This window comes from Stenotrophomonas maltophilia (assembly GCF_047497515.2).
GTDB lineage: Bacteria > Pseudomonadota > Gammaproteobacteria > Xanthomonadales > Xanthomonadaceae > Stenotrophomonas.
The window spans coordinates 98377-114708 of record NZ_JAXAXL020000012.1 but is presented as its reverse complement, the minus strand read 5'-3'; the positions used below and the strand labels follow the sequence as shown (position 1 = coordinate 114708).

Sequence of the window (16332 nt, the reverse complement as noted above, 5' to 3'; positions counted from 1 at the left end):
GGCCTGGGACGAAATCCCGGCTCCGGCGGCGCACGCAACTACGTGTTCTGCCGGCTCCGTGGCACTTGCCTTCGTCCCTGCAACCCGGTTGGTTGGGTACATAAAGCTGTGACCAAGTTAACACAATTTAGACAAATGTGTGAACCACATCACATTCAAGTGTGCCGAATCTGGTGCCAGGCCCGTGGGAACAGTTGTAGCAACGCCACCCAGGCAGCCCGTGCACGATTCCGGCAGTCGCATCGCCCTTTCCGGCAAGTCGCCAAGCGAATTCGGCGTACCCATGGCGGGAGCAAGGTGGCGCACCTCGCGCTGCAGCCGGCACGCAGTGCTTCATCGCGTCATGGCGGAACGAGGCCAGCTGCATCAATCCTGGCGTTGCGGGAGCCATGCGGCCGCGCGCATGCGACAGCGGATGCTGAAGCCGATCGAGGGGCCCTACGGCCCAGTACCGCCCTGCCCGGCCCGGCGGTAGCCAGTCAGCGACTGGCCGGTGTGCCTACGGAAATAGCGGCACAGATAGGACGCATCCTCGAAGTTCAGGCGCTCGGCGATGCGACCGATCGGCAGTTCGCTGTAGGTCAGCAATGCCTTGATCTCCAGCACCACCTGGCGGTCGATCAACGCCTTCGGTGTCGCGTTGAAGCACTCGCGGGTCAACTGCGAGAGATAGAACGGAGAGATGCACAGCGCCTCGGCGTAGGACTGCACGTCGCGCTGGTGCGTGCTGCGCTGGCCGACCCGTTCCCAGAAGTCCCAGGCCAGGCGCTGGCGCCTGCTGACCTGAGCGGGCGCTCTCTTCTGCTTCGGCAGCAGTGTGACCATCTTCAGGAAGAAGTTCTGCAGCAGATTGCGCAGCATCACGTGGCGTTGCCGTCCACTGTTGTGCTGCGCGTCCATCAACTGATGAAGCCAGCCCTGTAGCAGCGGCACGTCCAAAGGTGACGGCACACAGTGGGGCTGCTCGCGCAGGAACGTGAGCAGTGTATCGGGCAGCACATACGCCACCTCCGAGGCCAATGCCTTCGGCAGCAGGCAGGCCATGGCCAGGAAACCGCGCGAGCGCTGCCGCACCAACGCCAGCGTGTCCTCGGCCAGCACCAGCACGTCGTACCGCTGCAGCGCGATCTCGCGGAAGTTCAATGCGAACCGTGCGCGCCCGGACACACACACCAGCAGCACCAGATAGGCGCTGCCGAAGGACAGCGGGGCACCCAGTCCCTCGGCCAGCGTACTGACCCCCAAGCGCATGGATTCGTCCTGGTCCAGAAGCTGGGGTATGCGGTCCACGAGCCGATCCGGCTGGATTCACCGCGCACAGCATAGCGAGCGCGGGAAAAGCGTTGTGAAAAGTACCGGAACCATCAACGTTCCGCCCTGCCCTCTGGATCGCGAATCAACCTTCAATACGCTGCATCAACAGCAGTTCCGGCGTGGAAGCGGCCTCCACCGGCCGGAAACCGAGATCGCGATAAAGGGCCGTCGCGGGTGCGTTGTCACGATAGACGCGCAGGGTCAGCCGTCGCACGCCCGGTGATCGCAGGGCCTCTGCAGCCAGCAGTTGCACCAGCACCCGCCCCAGGCCCCGACCGCGCGCCTGCGGCGAAACGATGATGCGGCCGAGGTGGGCAGTGCCCGGGTCGGTCATCCAATACTGACCAAAGCCCACACAGTCGCCCTGTGGGTCCAACAACACCCGACCTGGGCGAGCAGCCAGCTCAAGCGCCTGCGCGAACGCCTCTGGCGCCAGCGGAAACCCGACGCCCGGGCCGGCCCAGCGTTGCGTGGCCGCCGCCGAATCGAGCCACGAGGCGACGCGCGTGTAGTGCAACCGTCGCACCGGCTGCAGTTGCATGGGCATGACGATGCATGTGTGCTCAGGGCTAGTGATTGTGGGCGAGCCAGCGCACGCAGTCACGCCATGCGGCGATCCTTGAATTTTGTCCTAGGACAATAAACAATGCGGAGCACCCATCCCTTCGTCTATATCGGACAGCCCATGTTCCGTGGCCTCAGTGCGTTCCCGCTTACCCCGCTCCACAACGAAGAGATCGACACCCGCGCATTCGCCGCCCTGGTCGAGCGATTGGCGGGCTCCGGCGTTGATTCGATGGGCATCCTGGGCTCTACCGGCAGCTATGCCTATCTGGAGAAGCACGAACGCAAGCGCATACTTCGTCAAGCGCTCGCGCACGCCGGAGGCGTACCGATCATCGTCGGCATCGGCGCACTGCGCACCCTCGACGTGCTGGAGCTGGCCCGCGACGCCGAAGAGGCAGGTGCCGCTGGCCTGCTGCTGGCGCCGGTGTCTTACCAGCTGCTGCAGGAACACGAGGTCTACACGCTCTTCGAATCGGTCTGCGCCACCGTCCGCACCCCGATCTGCGTCTACGACAATCCCGGCACCACCCGCTTCCGGTTCACCGATGAACTGCATGGGCGGATCGCCGCCCTGCCCAACATCGCCTCGATCAAGATTCCCCGCCTGTCCGACGACCCAGCCGAGGCCGTGGCCCGCGTGTCCGCATTGCGCGCCCGTCTCCCAGCGCGTGTCTCTCTCGGCATCAGCGGCGATGCGGCCGCCGTCCACGGGCTGGCTGCGGGCTGCGACGGCTGGTACTCGGTGATCGGCGGCCTGTTTCCCGAGGTCGCACTGCAGATCACGCGGGCAGCGCTCGGCGGCGAGATCGCCACGGCCCAGGCGTTGTCCAGGAAACTGGCGCCGCTCTGGGCCCTGTATGACCGCTTCGGCGGTATCCGCGTGATGGCGTGCGCAGCGGCGCTGATGGGGCTGTGCGGTGATGAATGCCTGCCACGGCCACTGCTGGGGCTTCGAGGAGATGACGAAGCGCTTGTGGCGGACGAACTGGAGAGGCTCGGGCTGCGCTAGCTGGGCGATGTCGAAACAGCACCGGCGGTACGAATGGTGACCCCGGCCCGATTCGAACGGGCGACCTTCCCCTTAGGAGGGGGACGCTCTATCCAGCTGAGCTACGGGGCCATTGGCAGCGGCACAGGATACCGCGTCCAGTTGAATGGACCAAGCGCGGGTCGTTCTGCGCAGCGCCCGGACTCGATATGCTGGCCCACCGCGCGCCGTGAGAACTGGATGCTGGACGTCTGGCGAACCCTCTCCACCCTCGGCGACAGCCGTTGGCTGCTCCCGATGGCGCTGGTGCTGTTGTTCACCCTGCCCCGCGCCGATGCACGCCTGAAGTGGCGATGGATGCTTGCAATCGTGGCCGTTGCCGGCGTGACGCTTTCCTCCAAGCTGGCCTTCATGGGTTGGGGTATCGGCATCGAGAGTCTGCAGTTCACCGGCTTCTCCGGTCATGCAGCCATGTCCAGCGTCGTCTATCCGGTTGTTGGCGTACTGCTCGCCGGAGCAGGCAGGCGCGCGCGCGCGATTGGCCTGCTGGCCGGAACGCTGCTCGCTGTCGCAATCGCCTTGTCACGGATTCCCCTGCATGCGCACAGCCTGTCGGAAGTCATCGCCGGGCTGATGTTGGGACTGGGCTGCGGCACATGGGCGTTGTACGGCGCGCGCGCCACCCGTCGCGCCGCTCCCGTGGCCATTGCCGCCGCGGTACTTGCCGGCATGGCGCTTCCCCTGGCGCTGCCCGACATGCGTACCCACGACGCGGTGATCGCGCTGGCGAAATTCATTTCTGGAAGGGCAGAGATCCATGCTCACCCACGAGAACTGCCAACGCAATTACACATTTCCTTCACTTTTGATCCATGTAGCAAAGCACTTCTCCATGTTCTCCCAACCCGACAATAGCAAGTGCGTTGTCGGATGCGGGGCTCCCCAGCCCACACGGAAGTGTCGAGATCTTGTCAATGAATTGTGTAGAGATTGTGAATGATGTTGCTCGCAAAAGATAGGAACCCTGTGCACGGACGGTCATCACCGTGCCCCCCTCCTCTTCGTAAGTCCTTACAACCAATCCGAATTTCTCTTCTCCGACGCTTATCGACGCGCTTCATTTTTCTGTCAATTTGCGTCACACACCGTCACAGGCCCTCCATGGAACGCCAAAGCCTTGACGACCTGTCCAGCCCCTCCGCCGCCACCCCGCACCGCACCAAAGCCCGGCAATCACCCTCTGCTACCATCGGCGGTCCAGTTCATCGCGACCCCCACCTGCCCGCGATGGCGCCAAACAACGTAACGAAACACAGGAGTCTGCATGTCTTCCGAGCTGCTCAAGTCCCTTGGCCTGGACGCGATCAACGCTGGCACGTACCTGGGCAACGGGGAGTGGTCGAGCGCGACCAGCGGTGAGCTGATCACCCCGGTCAACCCGACCACCGGCGAGCCGATCGCGCAGGTCCGCGCCACCACCGAGGCCGAGTACGACACCGTCGTCGCCCGCGCCCAGGAAGCCTTCAAGGTCTGGCGCACCACGCCGGCACCGCGTCGTGGCGAAGCCGTGCGCCTGTGCGGTGAAGCGCTGCGCAAGCACAAGGACGCCCTCGGTTCGCTGGTCGCGCTGGAAATGGGCAAGAGCAAGCCGGAAGGCGACGGCGAAGTGCAGGAGATGATCGACATCGCCGATTTCGCCGTCGGCCAGAGCCGCATGCTGTACGGCTACACCATGCATTCGGAGCGTCCCGGCCACCGCATGTACGAGCAGTACCACCCGCTGGGCTTGGTCGGCATCATCTCGGCCTTCAACTTCCCGGTTGCAGTGTGGAGCTGGAACTCGTTCCTGGCCGCCATCTGTGGCGACGTCTGCATCTGGAAGCCGTCCAACAAGACCCCGCTGACCGCCATCGCCTCGCTGAAGATCTGCAACGACGCGCTGCGCGAAGCCGGCTTCCCGGACATCTTCTTCCTGATCAACGACGCCGGTACCGCGCTGTCGGAAAAGATGGTCGATGACCGTCGCGTGCCGCTGATCAGCTTCACCGGCTCGACCCAGGTCGGCCGCACCGTCAATGAGAAGGTCGCGCGCCGCCTTGGCCGCTGCCTGCTGGAGCTGGGCGGCAACAACGCCATCATCCTGGACGAAACCGCCGACCTGAAGCTGGCCGTGCCGGGCATCGTGTTCGGTGCGGTCGGTACCGCCGGCCAGCGCTGCACCACCACCCGCCGCCTGATCGTGCACCGCTCGATCTACGCCGACGTGCTGGCCACCCTGGTCAAGGCCTACAAGCAGGTCGAAGGCAAGATCGGCGACCCGACCGATGCCGCCAACCTGATGGGTCCGCTGAACAGTGACGGCGCCGTGCAGCAGTTCCTCGATGCCATCGCCCAAGCCAAGGCCGCCGGCGGCACCATCGAAACCGGTGGCACCCGCATTGACCGCGCCGGCAACTTCGTGCTGCCGGCGATTGTCTCGGGCCTGAAGAACAGCGACGCCGTGGTCCAGCATGAGACCTTCGCGCCGATCCTGTACGTGATGCCCTACGACAGCCTCGACGAAGCCATCGACATGCAGAACGGCGTGCCGCAGGGCCTGTCGTCGTCGATCTTCACCACCAACCTGAAGACGGCCGAGAAGTTCCTGTCGGCCGCCGGCAGCGACTGCGGCATCGCCAACATCAACATCGGCACCTCCGGTGCGGAAATCGGTGGCGCCTTCGGTGGCGAGAAGGACACCGGCGGTGGCCGCGAATCCGGCTCGGATGCGTGGAAGGTCTACATGCGCCGCCAGACCAACACCATCAACTATTCGGATTCGCTGCCGCTGGCCCAGGGCATCAAGTTCGACCTGTGATGGCAACGCGTCCGGCCATGTCCGCGGGTCAGAGCCCCTCCGGGGATCTGACCCCTGCCCAGGGTCGGATCCCCTCCGGGGCTCCGACCCTCGACTTCACCGGCCGCCGCGTGTTGATCGCCGGTGGCAGCAAGGGCATCGGTCGTGAAATGGCGCTGGCGTTTGCCGGCGCCGGTGCGCAGGTTTCGGTCTGCGCCCGCGGCCAGTCCGGCCTGGACGCGCTGCGCGCCGATGCAACCGCACAGGGCGTCTCGCTGCACACGTTCGCCGCCGACCTGGCCGATACCGGTCAGATCCAGGCCTGGTTGCAGGCCGCCGCCGACGCACTCGGCGGCATCGACGTGCTGGTCAACAATGCCACCGGCTACGGCATGGCCGACGACGAGGACGGATGGGCGGCCAGCCTGCAGGTCGACCTGATGGCGGCGGTGCGGGCCTCGCGGCTGGCCCTGCCGTGGCTGCGCATGTCCGACGACGCCTGCATCCTCAATCTGTCTTCGATCGCCGCGCAGCAGCCACGCCCTGGGGGCGCGCCCTATGCCGCGGCCAAGGCTGCGCTTTCGCACTACACCACCTCGCAGGCGTTGGCGCTGGCCAAGGACCGGATCCGGGTCAACGCGATTGCACCGGGCTCGATCGAGTTCGACGACGGCCTGTGGGACCGCCGCCGTACCGAAGATCCTGCGCTGTACCACGGCACCCTGGCGAAGATCCCGTTCGGCCGCTTCGGCCACCCGCGCGAGATCGCCGACGCGGCCCTGTTCCTGTGCTCGCCGCTGGCACGCTGGGTCACCGGCAGTGTGCTCAACGTGGATGGCGGCCAGGTGCTGATGGGCTGACACCGGCATCCCGGTAGCTGCCAATCTTGGTTGGCATGCCTTTCGTCGACCAAGGCCGACGCCTGCCATCGCATCCACCGGGCATGGGATTGCCCGGGCAGACGCACTATCATGTGCACACTGCCAAGGAGGACCCCGATGAGCGTGGCACCCCGACAGACAAGCGCCCTGGCCGTGGTCAGCCTGGTCATGGGCATCGCCAGCTGGACCGTCCCGCCCTTCGTGGCCAGCATCGTCGCCATCGTCACCGGCCACATGGCCCGCGCCGAGATCCGCCGCCGCCCGCTTGAACTTGAAGGTGACGGCCTGGCCGTCACTGGCCTGGTGCTGGGCTGGGTAATGGTGGGCGCGGTGATCGCGGCGATCCTGGCCTTCATCCTGTTCTTCGGCGGCCTGGCCTGGCTCGCCGCCGTATCGAACTGACCGCCATGACCGCCTCCGACAGCACTGAACGCTTCAGCAGCCGCGTCGCCGACTACGTCCGCTACCGGCCCGATTACCCGCCGGCCCTGCTCGACTGGCTGCACGGCCCGATGGGCGTCAGCGAGCAGGCGCAGGTGGCCGACATCGGGGCCGGCACCGGTATTTCCAGCCGCCTGTTCCTGGCCACCGGCCATCCGGTCGTTGCGGTGGAACCGAACGCCGCCATGCGCGCAGCCTCTGAACAGTGGCTCGCACCGCAGTACCCGCAGTTCAGTGCCGTCGACGGCCGCGCCGAAGCAACCGGCCTGGACGCTGCCAGCATCGATCTGGTGAGTGTCGCGCAGGCCTTCCACTGGTTCGATACCGTGGCGGTACGCGCCGAGTGGCAGCGCATCCTGCGCCCGGGTGGCCAGGCACTGATCTATTGGAACTCGCGCCTGCTCGACGCCAGCCCGTTCCTGGTCGGCTACGAGCAGCTGCTGCTGGACTACGGCACCGACTACACCGCCGTGGCCGAGCGCTACCAGGACGACGCCACCATGCAGGCGTGGTTTGGTGGCGGTCTGCGCGGCATGGTGCAGCTGCCGAATGTGCAGTACCTGGACCTCGATGCCCTGCGTGGGCGCCTGCTGTCCTCCTCCTATGCCCCCCAACCCGGTCAGCCGCGCCACGCGCCGATGATCGACGCTCTGCAGGACCTGTTCGCCGCCCATGCGGTCGATGGCCAGGTCGCTTTTGAATATCGAACCCGAGCCTTCCTCGGCACGCTGGACTGAACCGACGCATGTATTCGCTTGCCCGCCCCTTCCTGTTCTCGCTCGACGCCGAGCGCGCCCACGGCCTTGGCCTGTCCGCACTGGATCTGGCTTATCGCACTGGCACTACGCCACTGCTGGCCGCCCGCATCGCGCCGATGCCGAGCACCGTGTTCGGGCTGACGTTCCCCAACCCGGTCGGCCTGGCCGCTGGCCTGGACAAGAACGGCGAGCACATCGATGCACTGTTCGCGCTGGGCTTCGGCTTTGTTGAAATCGGCACCATCACCCCGCGCCCGCAGGCCGGCAATCCACAGCCGCGCCTGTTCCGCTTGCCGGAACACAACGCGATCATCAACCGCATGGGCTTCAACAATGCGGGCGTGGACGCGCTGGTGCGCAACGTCGAGCGCGCGCGCAACCGCCGCGGCCTGCTCGGCATCAACATCGGCAAGAACAAGGACACCCCCAACGAACAGGCCGTGGATGACTACATCGCCTGCCTGGACAAGGTGTATCCGCTGGCCGACTACATCACCGTCAACATCTCCTCGCCCAACACCGCCGGCCTGCGCGAACTGCAGGAAGAAACCGCACTGCGCCAACTGGTCAGCCAGCTGCGTGACCGCCAGGAGGCCCTCGCCGCGCAGCACGGCCGCCGCGTGCCGATGCTGGTGAAGGTGGCACCGGACTTGAGCGAGCGCGATATCGACGCCGCCGCACGCGTGCTCGGCGAGCTGAAAGTGGACGGCGTGATCGCCACCAACACCACCGTCGACCACAGCAAGGTGGCTGGCGATCCGCTGGCAAACGAGGCCGGTGGCCTGTCCGGTGCTCCGGTGCTGGAGCAGTCCACGCTGGTGCTGCGCCGCCTGCGCGCGCGCCTGCCCGAGTCGGTGCCGCTGGTCGGTGTCGGCGGCATCCTGTCCGGTGCCGACGCGGTGGCCAAGATGGCCGCCGGTGCCGCGCTGGTGCAGTGCTACAGCGGCCTGATCTTCCGCGGCCCGGCGCTGGTTTCTGAGTGCGTGGAGGCGATCCGTCGCCGCCGCGAAGCACCCAGCCGCGGCGCGGTGGCCCCCCTGTGAGCGCGCCCATGGACACCACCGACGGCGCCGCACCGCTGCGCTGGACGCTCACCCGCAATGCGCCGCTGCAGGCGCTGAACACCTTCCACGTGCAGGCCAGCGCCGCACAGCTGCTGGAACTGCACGATCCCGCACTGCTGCCGGACGTGCTGGCACTGCCCGAGGTGGCCAACGGCCCGCTGCTGGTGCTGGGCGGCGGCAGCAACGTGCTGATCGCCGAAGACCTGCCCGGCACCGTGCTGGTGTTCGGCAACCGCGACATCAGCTTCCTCGAACACCGCGCCGACCACGCGGTGATCCGCGCCGGTGCCGGCGTGCCCTGGCACGGCCTGGTCATGTGGTCACTGCAGGAAGGCCTGTCCGGGCTGGAGAACCTGGCGCTGATTCCCGGCACCGCCGGTGCCGCGCCGATCCAGAACATCGGCGCCTATGGCGCGCAGGTCGGAGAATTCATCCAGGCCGTCGAAGCCTGGGACTGCCACGAGCAGGCCTGGGTGCGGCTGGACAACGAGCAGTGTGGTTTCGCTTACCGCGACAGCGTCTTCAAGCAGCAGATGGACCGCTACCTGATCACCGCCATCGAGCTGAAGCTGCCGCTGCTGCACGATCTGCGCATGGACTACGCCGGCATCCGCGAGGAACTGCAGGCGCAGGGCGTGGAGCTGCCCGGTGCGGTGGACGTGGCCAATGCGGTGATCGCGATCCGCCGCCGCAAGCTGCCCGACCCGGATGTACTCGGCAATGCCGGCAGCTTCTTCAAGAACCCGGTGCTGCCGCTGGAGCAGGTCGACGTACTGCTGCAGCACTTCCCGGATCTGCCGGTGTTCCCGTCCGACCAGGAAGGCAAGCGCAAGGTCTCGGCGGCCTGGATGATCGAATCCTGTGGCTGGAAGGGCTTCCGCGAAGGCGATGCCGGCGTGGCGCCCAGCCATGCACTGGTACTGGTCAACCACGGCAACGCCACTGGCGCTGAACTGCTGGCATTGGCGCGCCGCATCTCGGCCTCGGTGCTGGAAAAATTCGGCGTGCCCATCGAACCGGAGCCCCGCCTGCTCGGCGCACAGTGGTGAACGCCCCTGCCCTTTCCCAAGGCGCCACCCCGATGCGGGCGGCGCTGCTGATGCTTGGCAGCACGATGGCGTTCGGCCTGATGGCGGTGGCGATCCGCTACGCCACGCGCTATGTGCCAACCCAGGAAGTGGCGTTCTTCCGTAATGCCTTCGGCCTGATCGCCCTGCTGCCGATGCTGCTGCGGCCCGGCCGCGCGCCGCTGAGGACCCAGCAGTTGCCGCGCTACTTCGTGCGCAGTGCGATCGGCCTGGGCTCGATGCTGTGTGCGTTCTGGGCACTGGGCCACCTGCCGCTGGCGCAGGCGGTTTCCCTGTCCTACTCCACCCCGCTGTTCGTCACGATTGCGGCGGTACTGTGGTTGGGTGAAACCGTGCGCGCGCGGCGCTGGGCAGCGGTGGTGGTCGGCTTCATCGGCGTGCTGGTGATCGTGCGCCCGGGCACCGCCGGCTTCACCGCGGGCAGCCTGGTGGCGGTGGCTGCCGCTGTGCTCAGCTCATTGGTCGCGATCCAGATCAAGCAGCTGACCCGCGTCGACAGCGCCGACACCGTGGTGCTCTACACCTATGTGTTCTGGGTACCACTTTCGCTGGTTCCCGCCCTGTTCGTCTGGGTCTGGCCCACTGGAATCGCCTGGCTGTGGCTGCTGGCCACCGGCGTGCTGGGCACCATCGGCCAGCTGTTGTGGACGCGCGCATTGCGCCTGGGCGAGGTCTCGGCGCTGACCCCGATCAGCTTCCTGCAGCTGCCGCTGGTGACGCTGTTTGGCTGGCTGCTGTTCAACGAAAGCGTCGACCGCTGGACGATCACAGGCGCCGGCATCATCCTTGCCGCTAACGCCTACATCGCCCACCGCGAAGCCGTGCTGTCACGCCGCGCCGCCAGTGCCGCTGCCTCGGCTGCGGTCAAACCGGCCGAGTAGGTCCACGCCATGCGTGGATGACGACTCACTCGCCTGATTACGCCATCCACGCATGGCGTGGATCTACAAAGCGCGATACACCCGCTCGGCCGCGTCGAACACATTACCCGGTGCAAACTGCTCGCCCAGGTAGTGCAGCAGCTGCCGGCGCAACTGCGGCGAACGCTCTTCTCCGTCGCTACCCAGCAGGACCTGCTGGAACTCAATCAGGTCCTGCAGGATACGCCAGTGCCGGTACCAGGCGATCCAGCGCGGATCTCCCAGGTCGCTGCCATAGCCTGCCGCGAAATCGAGCGGATTCTCGCGTCCCCAGCGTCCACCCACGGCGCCACCGATGAACATCAGGTCGCGCTCGCGTGGCGCCAGCGACAGGCCATCCCAATCGATCAGATGCAGGCCGCCGTCGTTCCCCATCAGTAGATTGCCGGCATGCAGGTCGGTGTGGCAAAGGTGCAGATCGACCGGTGCATGCTTCAATGCCGCGTACAGTTCCAGCGCGCTCGCATGCAGCGCCGCGATGCGCGCATGTTGCTGGTCCCAGACCGAAGCGAATGCGCGGCCCAGTCCATCCTGAGCCTCCGCCAGCCCTTCACCCGCCAACCAGTGCCCGACCTTTTCCACTGCAGCGGTTTCCAACCGCACGGTCGGCAATCCGTGTTGCAGCTCCGGCGGCACCTGCGCACCGTGCAGGCGCTGCAGGACGACGCCAAGCCGCTGCCACTGGCTGCGGCTCAAGGCCGCCTCGAATCCGGACTGGCCTTCGATGTAGGGAAACAGGGTGAACTGCAGCCCCCAGCGCTGTACCGATGCACCGCCGGTCAGCGCCGGCCACGGCGCCACGATCTCGTCGATGCCCAACGTGCCGCGCAGCCAGTGCAGGCTGTCCCACACCGCTGGATCGACCTGGTAGGTACGGCACTTCAACCACCATTGGCCGTGCCGCGCGTCGACGCGGTACACGCTGGCACCCGCGTCGGCGCCCACCGCACGTGGCACCACCGCAGTAGCCTTGATGCCGTAGGACTGTTGTAGGACTTCGCCGAGATGCTGCGCCGAAGCGAATGACATGGATGGAAACGGAAAGTATTGCCTGCCGCTACTATCGCAGATGTGTTCGCTGCGACACAGACATGTCCGTCACAGCACAGCGCCTGCGCGGCCAAGGGGCTAACCCGCCACGCGTCGCATCAGCGCCTCCAGCGGGCCGCGTGCGAACTGCCACGACCACAGCCAGGCCGCGCCGGTCGCCAGCATCAGGAACAGCAGCGCCCACACCAGCACCGAGGCGAGCGAGGCGCGGCCATCCAGCAGGCCGAGGCTTTCCAGCGTACCCATGCCCAGCAGGATATGCCCGACGTACAGGGTCAGCGTCATTCGACCCGCCGCCGTGAACGGTTCCAGCCACACACCCGGGCGTACACGCACCAGCCACAGGCAGGCCGCGATCACACTGCAGGCCGCACCTGCACCGGTAAGCACATAGGCCGGACCCGGCGGCATTGGCTGCGTTCCCAGCCACGGCTGCCAGGGCGTTCCCTGCGCCAGCTGCTGCACGCCATACCCGGCCGCGATCAGCGTCAGGCCCAGCACCAGCAGCGCACGCTGCACCCGAAGCTGCGACAACGGCAGGCGCGCCAGCAGCATGCCCAGCAGGAAGAAGCACAGCCATGGCAGCAGCGGATGGAAGCCGTTGAACAACAGGTTCCGCGCCACACCGGGCCATTGCCACAGGCCGGCATAATCCAGCGTCTGCCAGTTCCAGCCTTCGCTGTAGTCCCACTGCAGCAGCGCCCAGAACGAGCCGGCGGCCAAGCCGACGATGCTGGCCAGCAACACCCGTGGCGACGCACGCAGCCAGCACACCGCCAGCGCGAAGTACACCGCGTAGTAGTGAAGGATGTCGGCCGGAAACAGGGCCAGATTGAGCAGGCCCAGCACCAGCAGGAACACGGCACGGCGCCAGGTCTGCACGCTGGCCGGCCACCACGCCTGCCGTTGCGTAGCGAGCATCAGACCCAGCCCGGCCAGGGTGACGAAGGTCGCCGAGGCCTTGCCTTCCAGCAGGTGGAAGAAGCCCGCCAGCCCACCCGCACCCTCTGCCGGCACGGCCATCGCCAGACGGAAGTTGACCAGCACCATGCCGGCCAGCGCGAGGTAGCGTGCCAGATCCAGGCCGTGCAGGCGCCGGTCGGCGGCGCTCACGCACGTGCACCCAACAGCAGTACCAGCAGCCCGATATCCAGCGGCTCGCCATCCGCCTCATCGGCCTCGCCCAGCCCCTGGCGCAGCGCATCGCTTTCGATCGCATCCAGCAACACCTGCGCCTGCAGTGCCGGGGCCAGCGCCGGGGCCAGCGCCGGGCGCCGCCGCTCGCGCTGCGCAACACGCTGCAGGGCATCGGCCAGCGCCTGCTGCAACTGCCTGCGATTGGCCGCGAAGGCCTCGGCGACGGAAGGGTTGCGTGCGCTCTCGGCCAGCACCTCGACCGCGAGCGTTGCCCACTCCGGTTGCCGGCACAACGCGTGGAAGTCCTGCAGGAATGCCAGCACCTGCGCGCGCTCGCCGTCGACCGCCGCCAGCCGCTGCAGCATCGGAGCCAGTTCCTCGCTTTCGGCCACGGCCACCGCAAGGATGATCGCCTCCTTGCCCGGGAAGTGGTTGTAGAGATTGCCCAGGCTGACACCGGCCGCCTGCGCGATGTCGCGCATGCTGGTCTGGTGGAAGCCCTTGGCGAGGAAGCATTGCAGCGCCGCCTGCAGGATCAGGGCCACGCGCTGCTCATTGCGGTCGATTCGGCTCATGGCGCGAATAGTGAACGAACGTTCGTCAATTTCAAAGTGCACTCGAAGCGTCTGGCAGGCCAGCGTTCAGCCCCTGCCGGCCTCAGAAGAACTCGTCGAGCAACCGATAGAACGCCAACCGCCGCTCATCGGCGATCACGCCGTAACGCTGGAACAGCGGCGCCACCCACCGCGTGTCACCGAAATTGTGCACCAGGCTGCGCGCGGCCAATGCCAGGTCCTGGTAGCGGTCGGCCACGCCCAAGCGTCCGCAATCGATGAAACCGCTGAAGCAGCCGTCGGCCACCATCAGGTTGGGCAGGCAGGCATCACCATGGCAAACCACCAGGTCTTCATCTTCCGGCCGGCTGGCGCAAAGCTCGACAAAGACTTGTTGCGCGCTCTGGCCCAGGCGTTCGTCGTCGAAGTCGTCGGCGTCGACCACACCGGCTTCGACGCGTGCCTGCGCGGCCTGCAGGCGCGAGGCCAGCCGCTGGTCGAACGGACAAGTCGCCACCGGCAGGGCATGCAGGCCCCGCAGCGCATCGGCCAGCAGCTCCACCAGGTGCTGGGGCACGAGCGCCGGCGACGAGGCCAGATCGTGGCCGGGCAACGCACTCATCAGCAGCCAGCGCCGCCCCGCCTCCTCGGCGGTAGCGATCACCGTCGGCGCCGGCTGGCCCTGCACCTGCAGCCAGCGCAGGCGCGCTATCTCGTCGCCCAGCTCACTGAAGGCGTCGATCACTTCCGATTTCAGGAAGGCGTCGGCCTGCCCTGGACGATGCACGCGGGCAACGTCCGCACGCGATACACCGATCGACTGCCGTTCAATGCGCGCGTCGGCCAGCGCTTCCTGCCAGGCGTGAGGCAGGGGCATGCCATCCATGCGCGCGTGGGTTGCTTCCATGCCGGGGAACGCCTGCTGCCGATGACTGCACGGATTCTCGCTCATCCGGCATGCCCCCCGTCAACAGCACCAATGATGGAGCTGTGCCTGGCGCGCTGAACATTCCCGTTACGGAACGGCATGCATGGATGGACGAACGGCCACGCGCCGTCCACATTGTCGCCGACTGCCACGGGCCCTGCTGCGTGCTGTCCAACGATGCGCTGGCGATGCTGGACGAGGCCGGACTGGCGGCGCAGCAGCTCCCCGCCGGCTACCCCGAATGGAAGGCGTCCGGCCTGCAGGTGGATCTGCCCCGGCACTGAGCGAGACCACTGTCATGGATGATGCGTTTGCCCCGATGATCGATGCCAGCTGGCGGCGCATCTGCGCGGGTGAGCGCATGCTGCAGGACGATCCCCTGCTGTACCTGGCCTGCAGCGATGATTTAGACGAGGGTGAGGACGGCATGCTGCTGCAACCGCTTGCTGGTCCTGCGCGCGCGGTGCTGCGCCCAGTCCTGGCGGAACGCCTGCAACTGTACGCACGCGCGCATTGGACACTCGCACAGCTGCGGCAGCGGCTGATCGACGTCGGCCAGCGCACGCATGGCGCCGACCGCCTCTTCTATTTCCCTGCTGCAGAACTTGCGGCACTGGCCGAGCACCCTGCACCGCCCCACATCCGCCGCCTCGCTCCAGCCGACACTGCTGTGTTCAGTGCGTTCCAGGCCAGCGCCAGCAAAGAGGATCTCGATGCGGCCTGGGTCGAGCTCGACCACTGGCAGGTGTTCGGTGCCTTCGACGGCGAGCAGCTGGTCGCGGCCGGCAGCCTGTACCCGTGGAGCCTGGATCCGGCACTCGCCGACATGGGCGTGCTGACACTGCCCGAAGCCCGTGGGCGTGGTCATGCACGCCGGCTCGTGCAGACGATGGCCATATCCGCCCAGGCCTCCGGGTTGCAGCCGCAGTACCGATGCCAGCTCGACAACACGGCCTCCATCACCACTGCCGAACGCAGCGGCCTGCGCGCGTTCGGCGACTGGGACCTCATCCTGGCGGCCCACTGATGCCGCCACTGCACAACCAAGGAAGCAACATGAAATTGATGGTCATCGGCGCCAGCAGGGGCCTCGGTCGGGCATTCGTCGAAGACCTGTGCGGCCCGGGCGACACCGTCATCGGCGTCTCGCGCGGTCGCCCGCGCGACATTGCCTGTCCCGAAGGCGTCGAGCTGCAATGGATCGAAGCGGACCTGTCGCGGCCAACCGACGCTGCCGACCATATCGCGGCGCAGGCACCGGCCGATATCGATGTGCTGATCCACAACCTCGGCATCTGGGAAGACAAGGCCTTCAGCGACGAGTACGCCTTCCTCGATGAAAGCGATGCCGCGCTCGCGCAGCTGGTCGACGTCAACATCACCGCCACCCTGATGCTGCTGCAGCGACTGTTGCCCCGCGTACTGAACGCGCCACGCCCGCAGCTGGTGCTGACCGGTTCCACCTCGGCACTGCCACGCAGTGGTCGCCCGGAAGTAGCCTTTGGTGCTTCGAAGTTCGCGCTCAACGGCATCGCCGATGCGCTGCGCGAAGGCTTCCGCGAGCGTCGCCTGGCGGTCACCAGCCTGCAGCTCGTGTATCTCAATACCGACGATGCGTTGTCGGTACCGGTGGCTGACGCCGCAGCGCGCGGCGAAGGCGAGCTGGTACCCGTGCACGACGTGGTGACCATGGTGCGTGCACTGCTGCAGCTGTCGCCCTCAGGCTTCGTGCGCGAACTGGTGCTGCCGGCCATCGCCGACCCGCGTTACTGACCCGGCGGCCAGCGCGTCGGGGCATCAGTGGCC

18 protein-coding genes and 1 tRNA gene are annotated in these 16332 nt (G+C 66.8%); 12 read left to right on the top strand and 7 right to left on the bottom strand.

Going from position 1 to position 16332, the window contains the following annotated elements:
• Positions 1-438 precede the first annotated feature (438 nt).
• Positions 439-1290, bottom strand: coding sequence for a helix-turn-helix domain-containing protein (locus tag ACMZPQ_RS16270; protein WP_414485947.1), 852 nt, complete (start codon positions 1288-1290; stop codon positions 439-441).
• A 106-nt stretch (positions 1291-1396) separates the two neighbouring features.
• Positions 1397-1861, bottom strand: a complete 465-nt coding sequence (locus tag ACMZPQ_RS16265) for a GNAT family N-acetyltransferase (RefSeq protein ID WP_197581872.1) — start codon at positions 1859-1861, stop codon at positions 1397-1399.
• A gap of 138 nt (positions 1862-1999) precedes the next feature.
• Here ACMZPQ_RS16265 and ACMZPQ_RS16260 point away from each other — a divergent pair, with 138 nt between their 5' ends.
• On the top strand, positions 2000-2890 hold the full coding sequence (locus ACMZPQ_RS16260; protein ID WP_197581915.1) for a dihydrodipicolinate synthase family protein: 891 nt from the start codon (positions 2000-2002) through the stop codon (positions 2888-2890).
• Between the two features lie 34 nt (positions 2891-2924).
• On the opposite strand, the gene ACMZPQ_RS16255 is transcribed toward ACMZPQ_RS16260, so the two are convergent.
• Positions 2925-3001 (bottom strand) — tRNA-Arg (locus ACMZPQ_RS16255).
• Between the two features lie 108 nt (positions 3002-3109).
• On the opposite strand from ACMZPQ_RS16255, the gene ACMZPQ_RS16250 reads away from it, so the two are divergent.
• The 8 genes from ACMZPQ_RS16250 (at position 3110) to ACMZPQ_RS16215 (ending at position 10818) form a co-directional block, all read left to right on the top strand.
• Entirely contained in the window at positions 3110-3784 is a 675-nt protein-coding gene (locus ACMZPQ_RS16250) for a phosphatase PAP2 family protein (protein ID WP_197581871.1), read from the top strand.
• Positions 3785-4193: 409 nt separating this feature from the next.
• Positions 4194-5726, top strand: a complete 1533-nt coding sequence (amaB, locus tag ACMZPQ_RS16245) for an L-piperidine-6-carboxylate dehydrogenase (protein ID WP_053510056.1) — start codon at positions 4194-4196, stop codon at positions 5724-5726.
• On the top strand, positions 5726-6565 hold the full coding sequence (locus ACMZPQ_RS16240; RefSeq protein WP_312646677.1) for an SDR family NAD(P)-dependent oxidoreductase: 840 nt from the start codon (positions 5726-5728) through the stop codon (positions 6563-6565). The genes amaB and ACMZPQ_RS16240 overlap by 1 nt, the downstream gene beginning before the upstream one ends.
• 138 nt (positions 6566-6703) lie before the next feature.
• On the top strand, positions 6704-6988 hold the full coding sequence (locus tag ACMZPQ_RS16235; RefSeq protein WP_414485948.1) for a DUF4190 domain-containing protein: 285 nt from the start codon (positions 6704-6706) through the stop codon (positions 6986-6988).
• 5 nt (positions 6989-6993) lie between these two features.
• Positions 6994-7764 (top strand): methyltransferase domain-containing protein, encoded by a 771-nt coding sequence (locus ACMZPQ_RS16230; protein ID WP_197580700.1) that lies wholly within the window; start codon positions 6994-6996, stop codon positions 7762-7764.
• Positions 7765-7772: 8 nt separating this feature from the next.
• A complete protein-coding gene (locus ACMZPQ_RS16225; RefSeq protein WP_053508872.1) occupies positions 7773-8828 on the top strand; it encodes a quinone-dependent dihydroorotate dehydrogenase in 1056 nt (351 codons plus the stop codon).
• 8 nt (positions 8829-8836) lie between these two features.
• Positions 8837-9898: a UDP-N-acetylmuramate dehydrogenase gene (murB, locus tag ACMZPQ_RS16220; RefSeq protein ID WP_197580701.1), complete on the top strand. Its 1062-nt coding sequence runs from the start codon at positions 8837-8839 to the stop codon at positions 9896-9898.
• A 32-nt stretch (positions 9899-9930) separates the two neighbouring features.
• Positions 9931-10818, top strand: coding sequence for a DMT family transporter (locus tag ACMZPQ_RS16215; protein WP_197580753.1), 888 nt, complete (start codon positions 9931-9933; stop codon positions 10816-10818).
• A gap of 63 nt (positions 10819-10881) precedes the next feature.
• On the opposite strand, the gene ACMZPQ_RS16210 is transcribed toward ACMZPQ_RS16215, so the two are convergent.
• From ACMZPQ_RS16210 to ACMZPQ_RS16195, 4 genes are all read right to left on the bottom strand, one after another.
• A complete protein-coding gene (locus ACMZPQ_RS16210; protein ID WP_197580702.1) occupies positions 10882-11886 on the bottom strand; it encodes a phosphotransferase in 1005 nt (334 codons plus the stop codon).
• Between the two features lie 99 nt (positions 11887-11985).
• The gene (locus ACMZPQ_RS16205) at positions 11986-13020 is read right to left on the bottom strand and encodes a DUF418 domain-containing protein (RefSeq protein WP_197580703.1); all 1035 of its coding nucleotides are present in this window, start codon (positions 13018-13020) and stop codon (positions 11986-11988) included.
• Positions 13017-13619, bottom strand: a complete 603-nt coding sequence (locus ACMZPQ_RS16200; protein ID WP_197580704.1) for a TetR/AcrR family transcriptional regulator — start codon at positions 13617-13619, stop codon at positions 13017-13019. The genes ACMZPQ_RS16205 and ACMZPQ_RS16200 overlap by 4 nt, the downstream gene beginning before the upstream one ends.
• 82 nt (positions 13620-13701) lie before the next feature.
• On the bottom strand, positions 13702-14505 hold the full coding sequence (locus ACMZPQ_RS16195) for an APH(3')-II family aminoglycoside O-phosphotransferase (RefSeq protein ID WP_197580705.1): 804 nt from the start codon (positions 14503-14505) through the stop codon (positions 13702-13704).
• 128 nt (positions 14506-14633) lie between these two features.
• Between ACMZPQ_RS16195 and ACMZPQ_RS16190 the strand changes: the two genes are divergently transcribed.
• From ACMZPQ_RS16190 to ACMZPQ_RS16180, 3 genes are read left to right on the top strand one after another with little or no spacing between them, the layout of a single operon-like run.
• Positions 14634-14810, top strand: a complete 177-nt coding sequence (locus ACMZPQ_RS16190) for a hypothetical protein (protein ID WP_239510792.1) — start codon at positions 14634-14636, stop codon at positions 14808-14810.
• A gap of 14 nt (positions 14811-14824) precedes the next feature.
• On the top strand, positions 14825-15553 hold the full coding sequence (locus ACMZPQ_RS16185) for a GNAT family N-acetyltransferase (RefSeq protein WP_197580706.1): 729 nt from the start codon (positions 14825-14827) through the stop codon (positions 15551-15553).
• Between the two features lie 29 nt (positions 15554-15582).
• Positions 15583-16299 carry an SDR family NAD(P)-dependent oxidoreductase gene (locus tag ACMZPQ_RS16180; protein ID WP_197580707.1) on the top strand — a complete coding sequence of 239 codons (717 nt, stop codon included), beginning with the start codon at positions 15583-15585 and terminating at the stop codon, positions 16297-16299.
• The last annotated feature ends 33 nt before the right edge of the window (positions 16300-16332 follow it).

Coding starts and splice junctions, on each gene's coding strand:
- ACMZPQ_RS16250 (WP_197581871.1), top strand. CDS start 3,110: ATGCTGGACGTCTGGCGAACCCTCTCCACCCTCGGCGACAGCCGTTGG.
- ACMZPQ_RS16260 (WP_197581915.1), top strand. CDS start 2,000: ATGTTCCGTGGCCTCAGTGCGTTCCCGCTTACCCCGCTCCACAACGAA.
- ACMZPQ_RS16195 (WP_197580705.1), bottom strand. CDS start 14,505: ATGGAAGCAACCCACGCGCGCATGGATGGCATGCCCCTGCCTCACGCC.
- ACMZPQ_RS16190 (WP_239510792.1), top strand. CDS start 14,634: ATGGACGAACGGCCACGCGCCGTCCACATTGTCGCCGACTGCCACGGG.
- ACMZPQ_RS16235 (WP_414485948.1), top strand. CDS start 6,704: ATGAGCGTGGCACCCCGACAGACAAGCGCCCTGGCCGTGGTCAGCCTG.
- ACMZPQ_RS16180 (WP_197580707.1), top strand. CDS start 15,583: ATGAAATTGATGGTCATCGGCGCCAGCAGGGGCCTCGGTCGGGCATTC.
- ACMZPQ_RS16230 (WP_197580700.1), top strand. CDS start 6,994: ATGACCGCCTCCGACAGCACTGAACGCTTCAGCAGCCGCGTCGCCGAC.
- ACMZPQ_RS16215 (WP_197580753.1), top strand. CDS start 9,931: ATGCGGGCGGCGCTGCTGATGCTTGGCAGCACGATGGCGTTCGGCCTG.
- murB (WP_197580701.1), top strand. CDS start 8,837: ATGGACACCACCGACGGCGCCGCACCGCTGCGCTGGACGCTCACCCGC.
- ACMZPQ_RS16200 (WP_197580704.1), bottom strand. CDS start 13,619: ATGAGCCGAATCGACCGCAATGAGCAGCGCGTGGCCCTGATCCTGCAG.
- ACMZPQ_RS16240 (WP_312646677.1), top strand. CDS start 5,726: ATGGCAACGCGTCCGGCCATGTCCGCGGGTCAGAGCCCCTCCGGGGAT.
- ACMZPQ_RS16210 (WP_197580702.1), bottom strand. CDS start 11,886: ATGTCATTCGCTTCGGCGCAGCATCTCGGCGAAGTCCTACAACAGTCC.
- ACMZPQ_RS16225 (WP_053508872.1), top strand. CDS start 7,773: ATGTATTCGCTTGCCCGCCCCTTCCTGTTCTCGCTCGACGCCGAGCGC.
- ACMZPQ_RS16265 (WP_197581872.1), bottom strand. CDS start 1,861: ATGCCCATGCAACTGCAGCCGGTGCGACGGTTGCACTACACGCGCGTC.
- amaB (WP_053510056.1), top strand. CDS start 4,194: ATGTCTTCCGAGCTGCTCAAGTCCCTTGGCCTGGACGCGATCAACGCT.
- ACMZPQ_RS16185 (WP_197580706.1), top strand. CDS start 14,825: ATGGATGATGCGTTTGCCCCGATGATCGATGCCAGCTGGCGGCGCATC.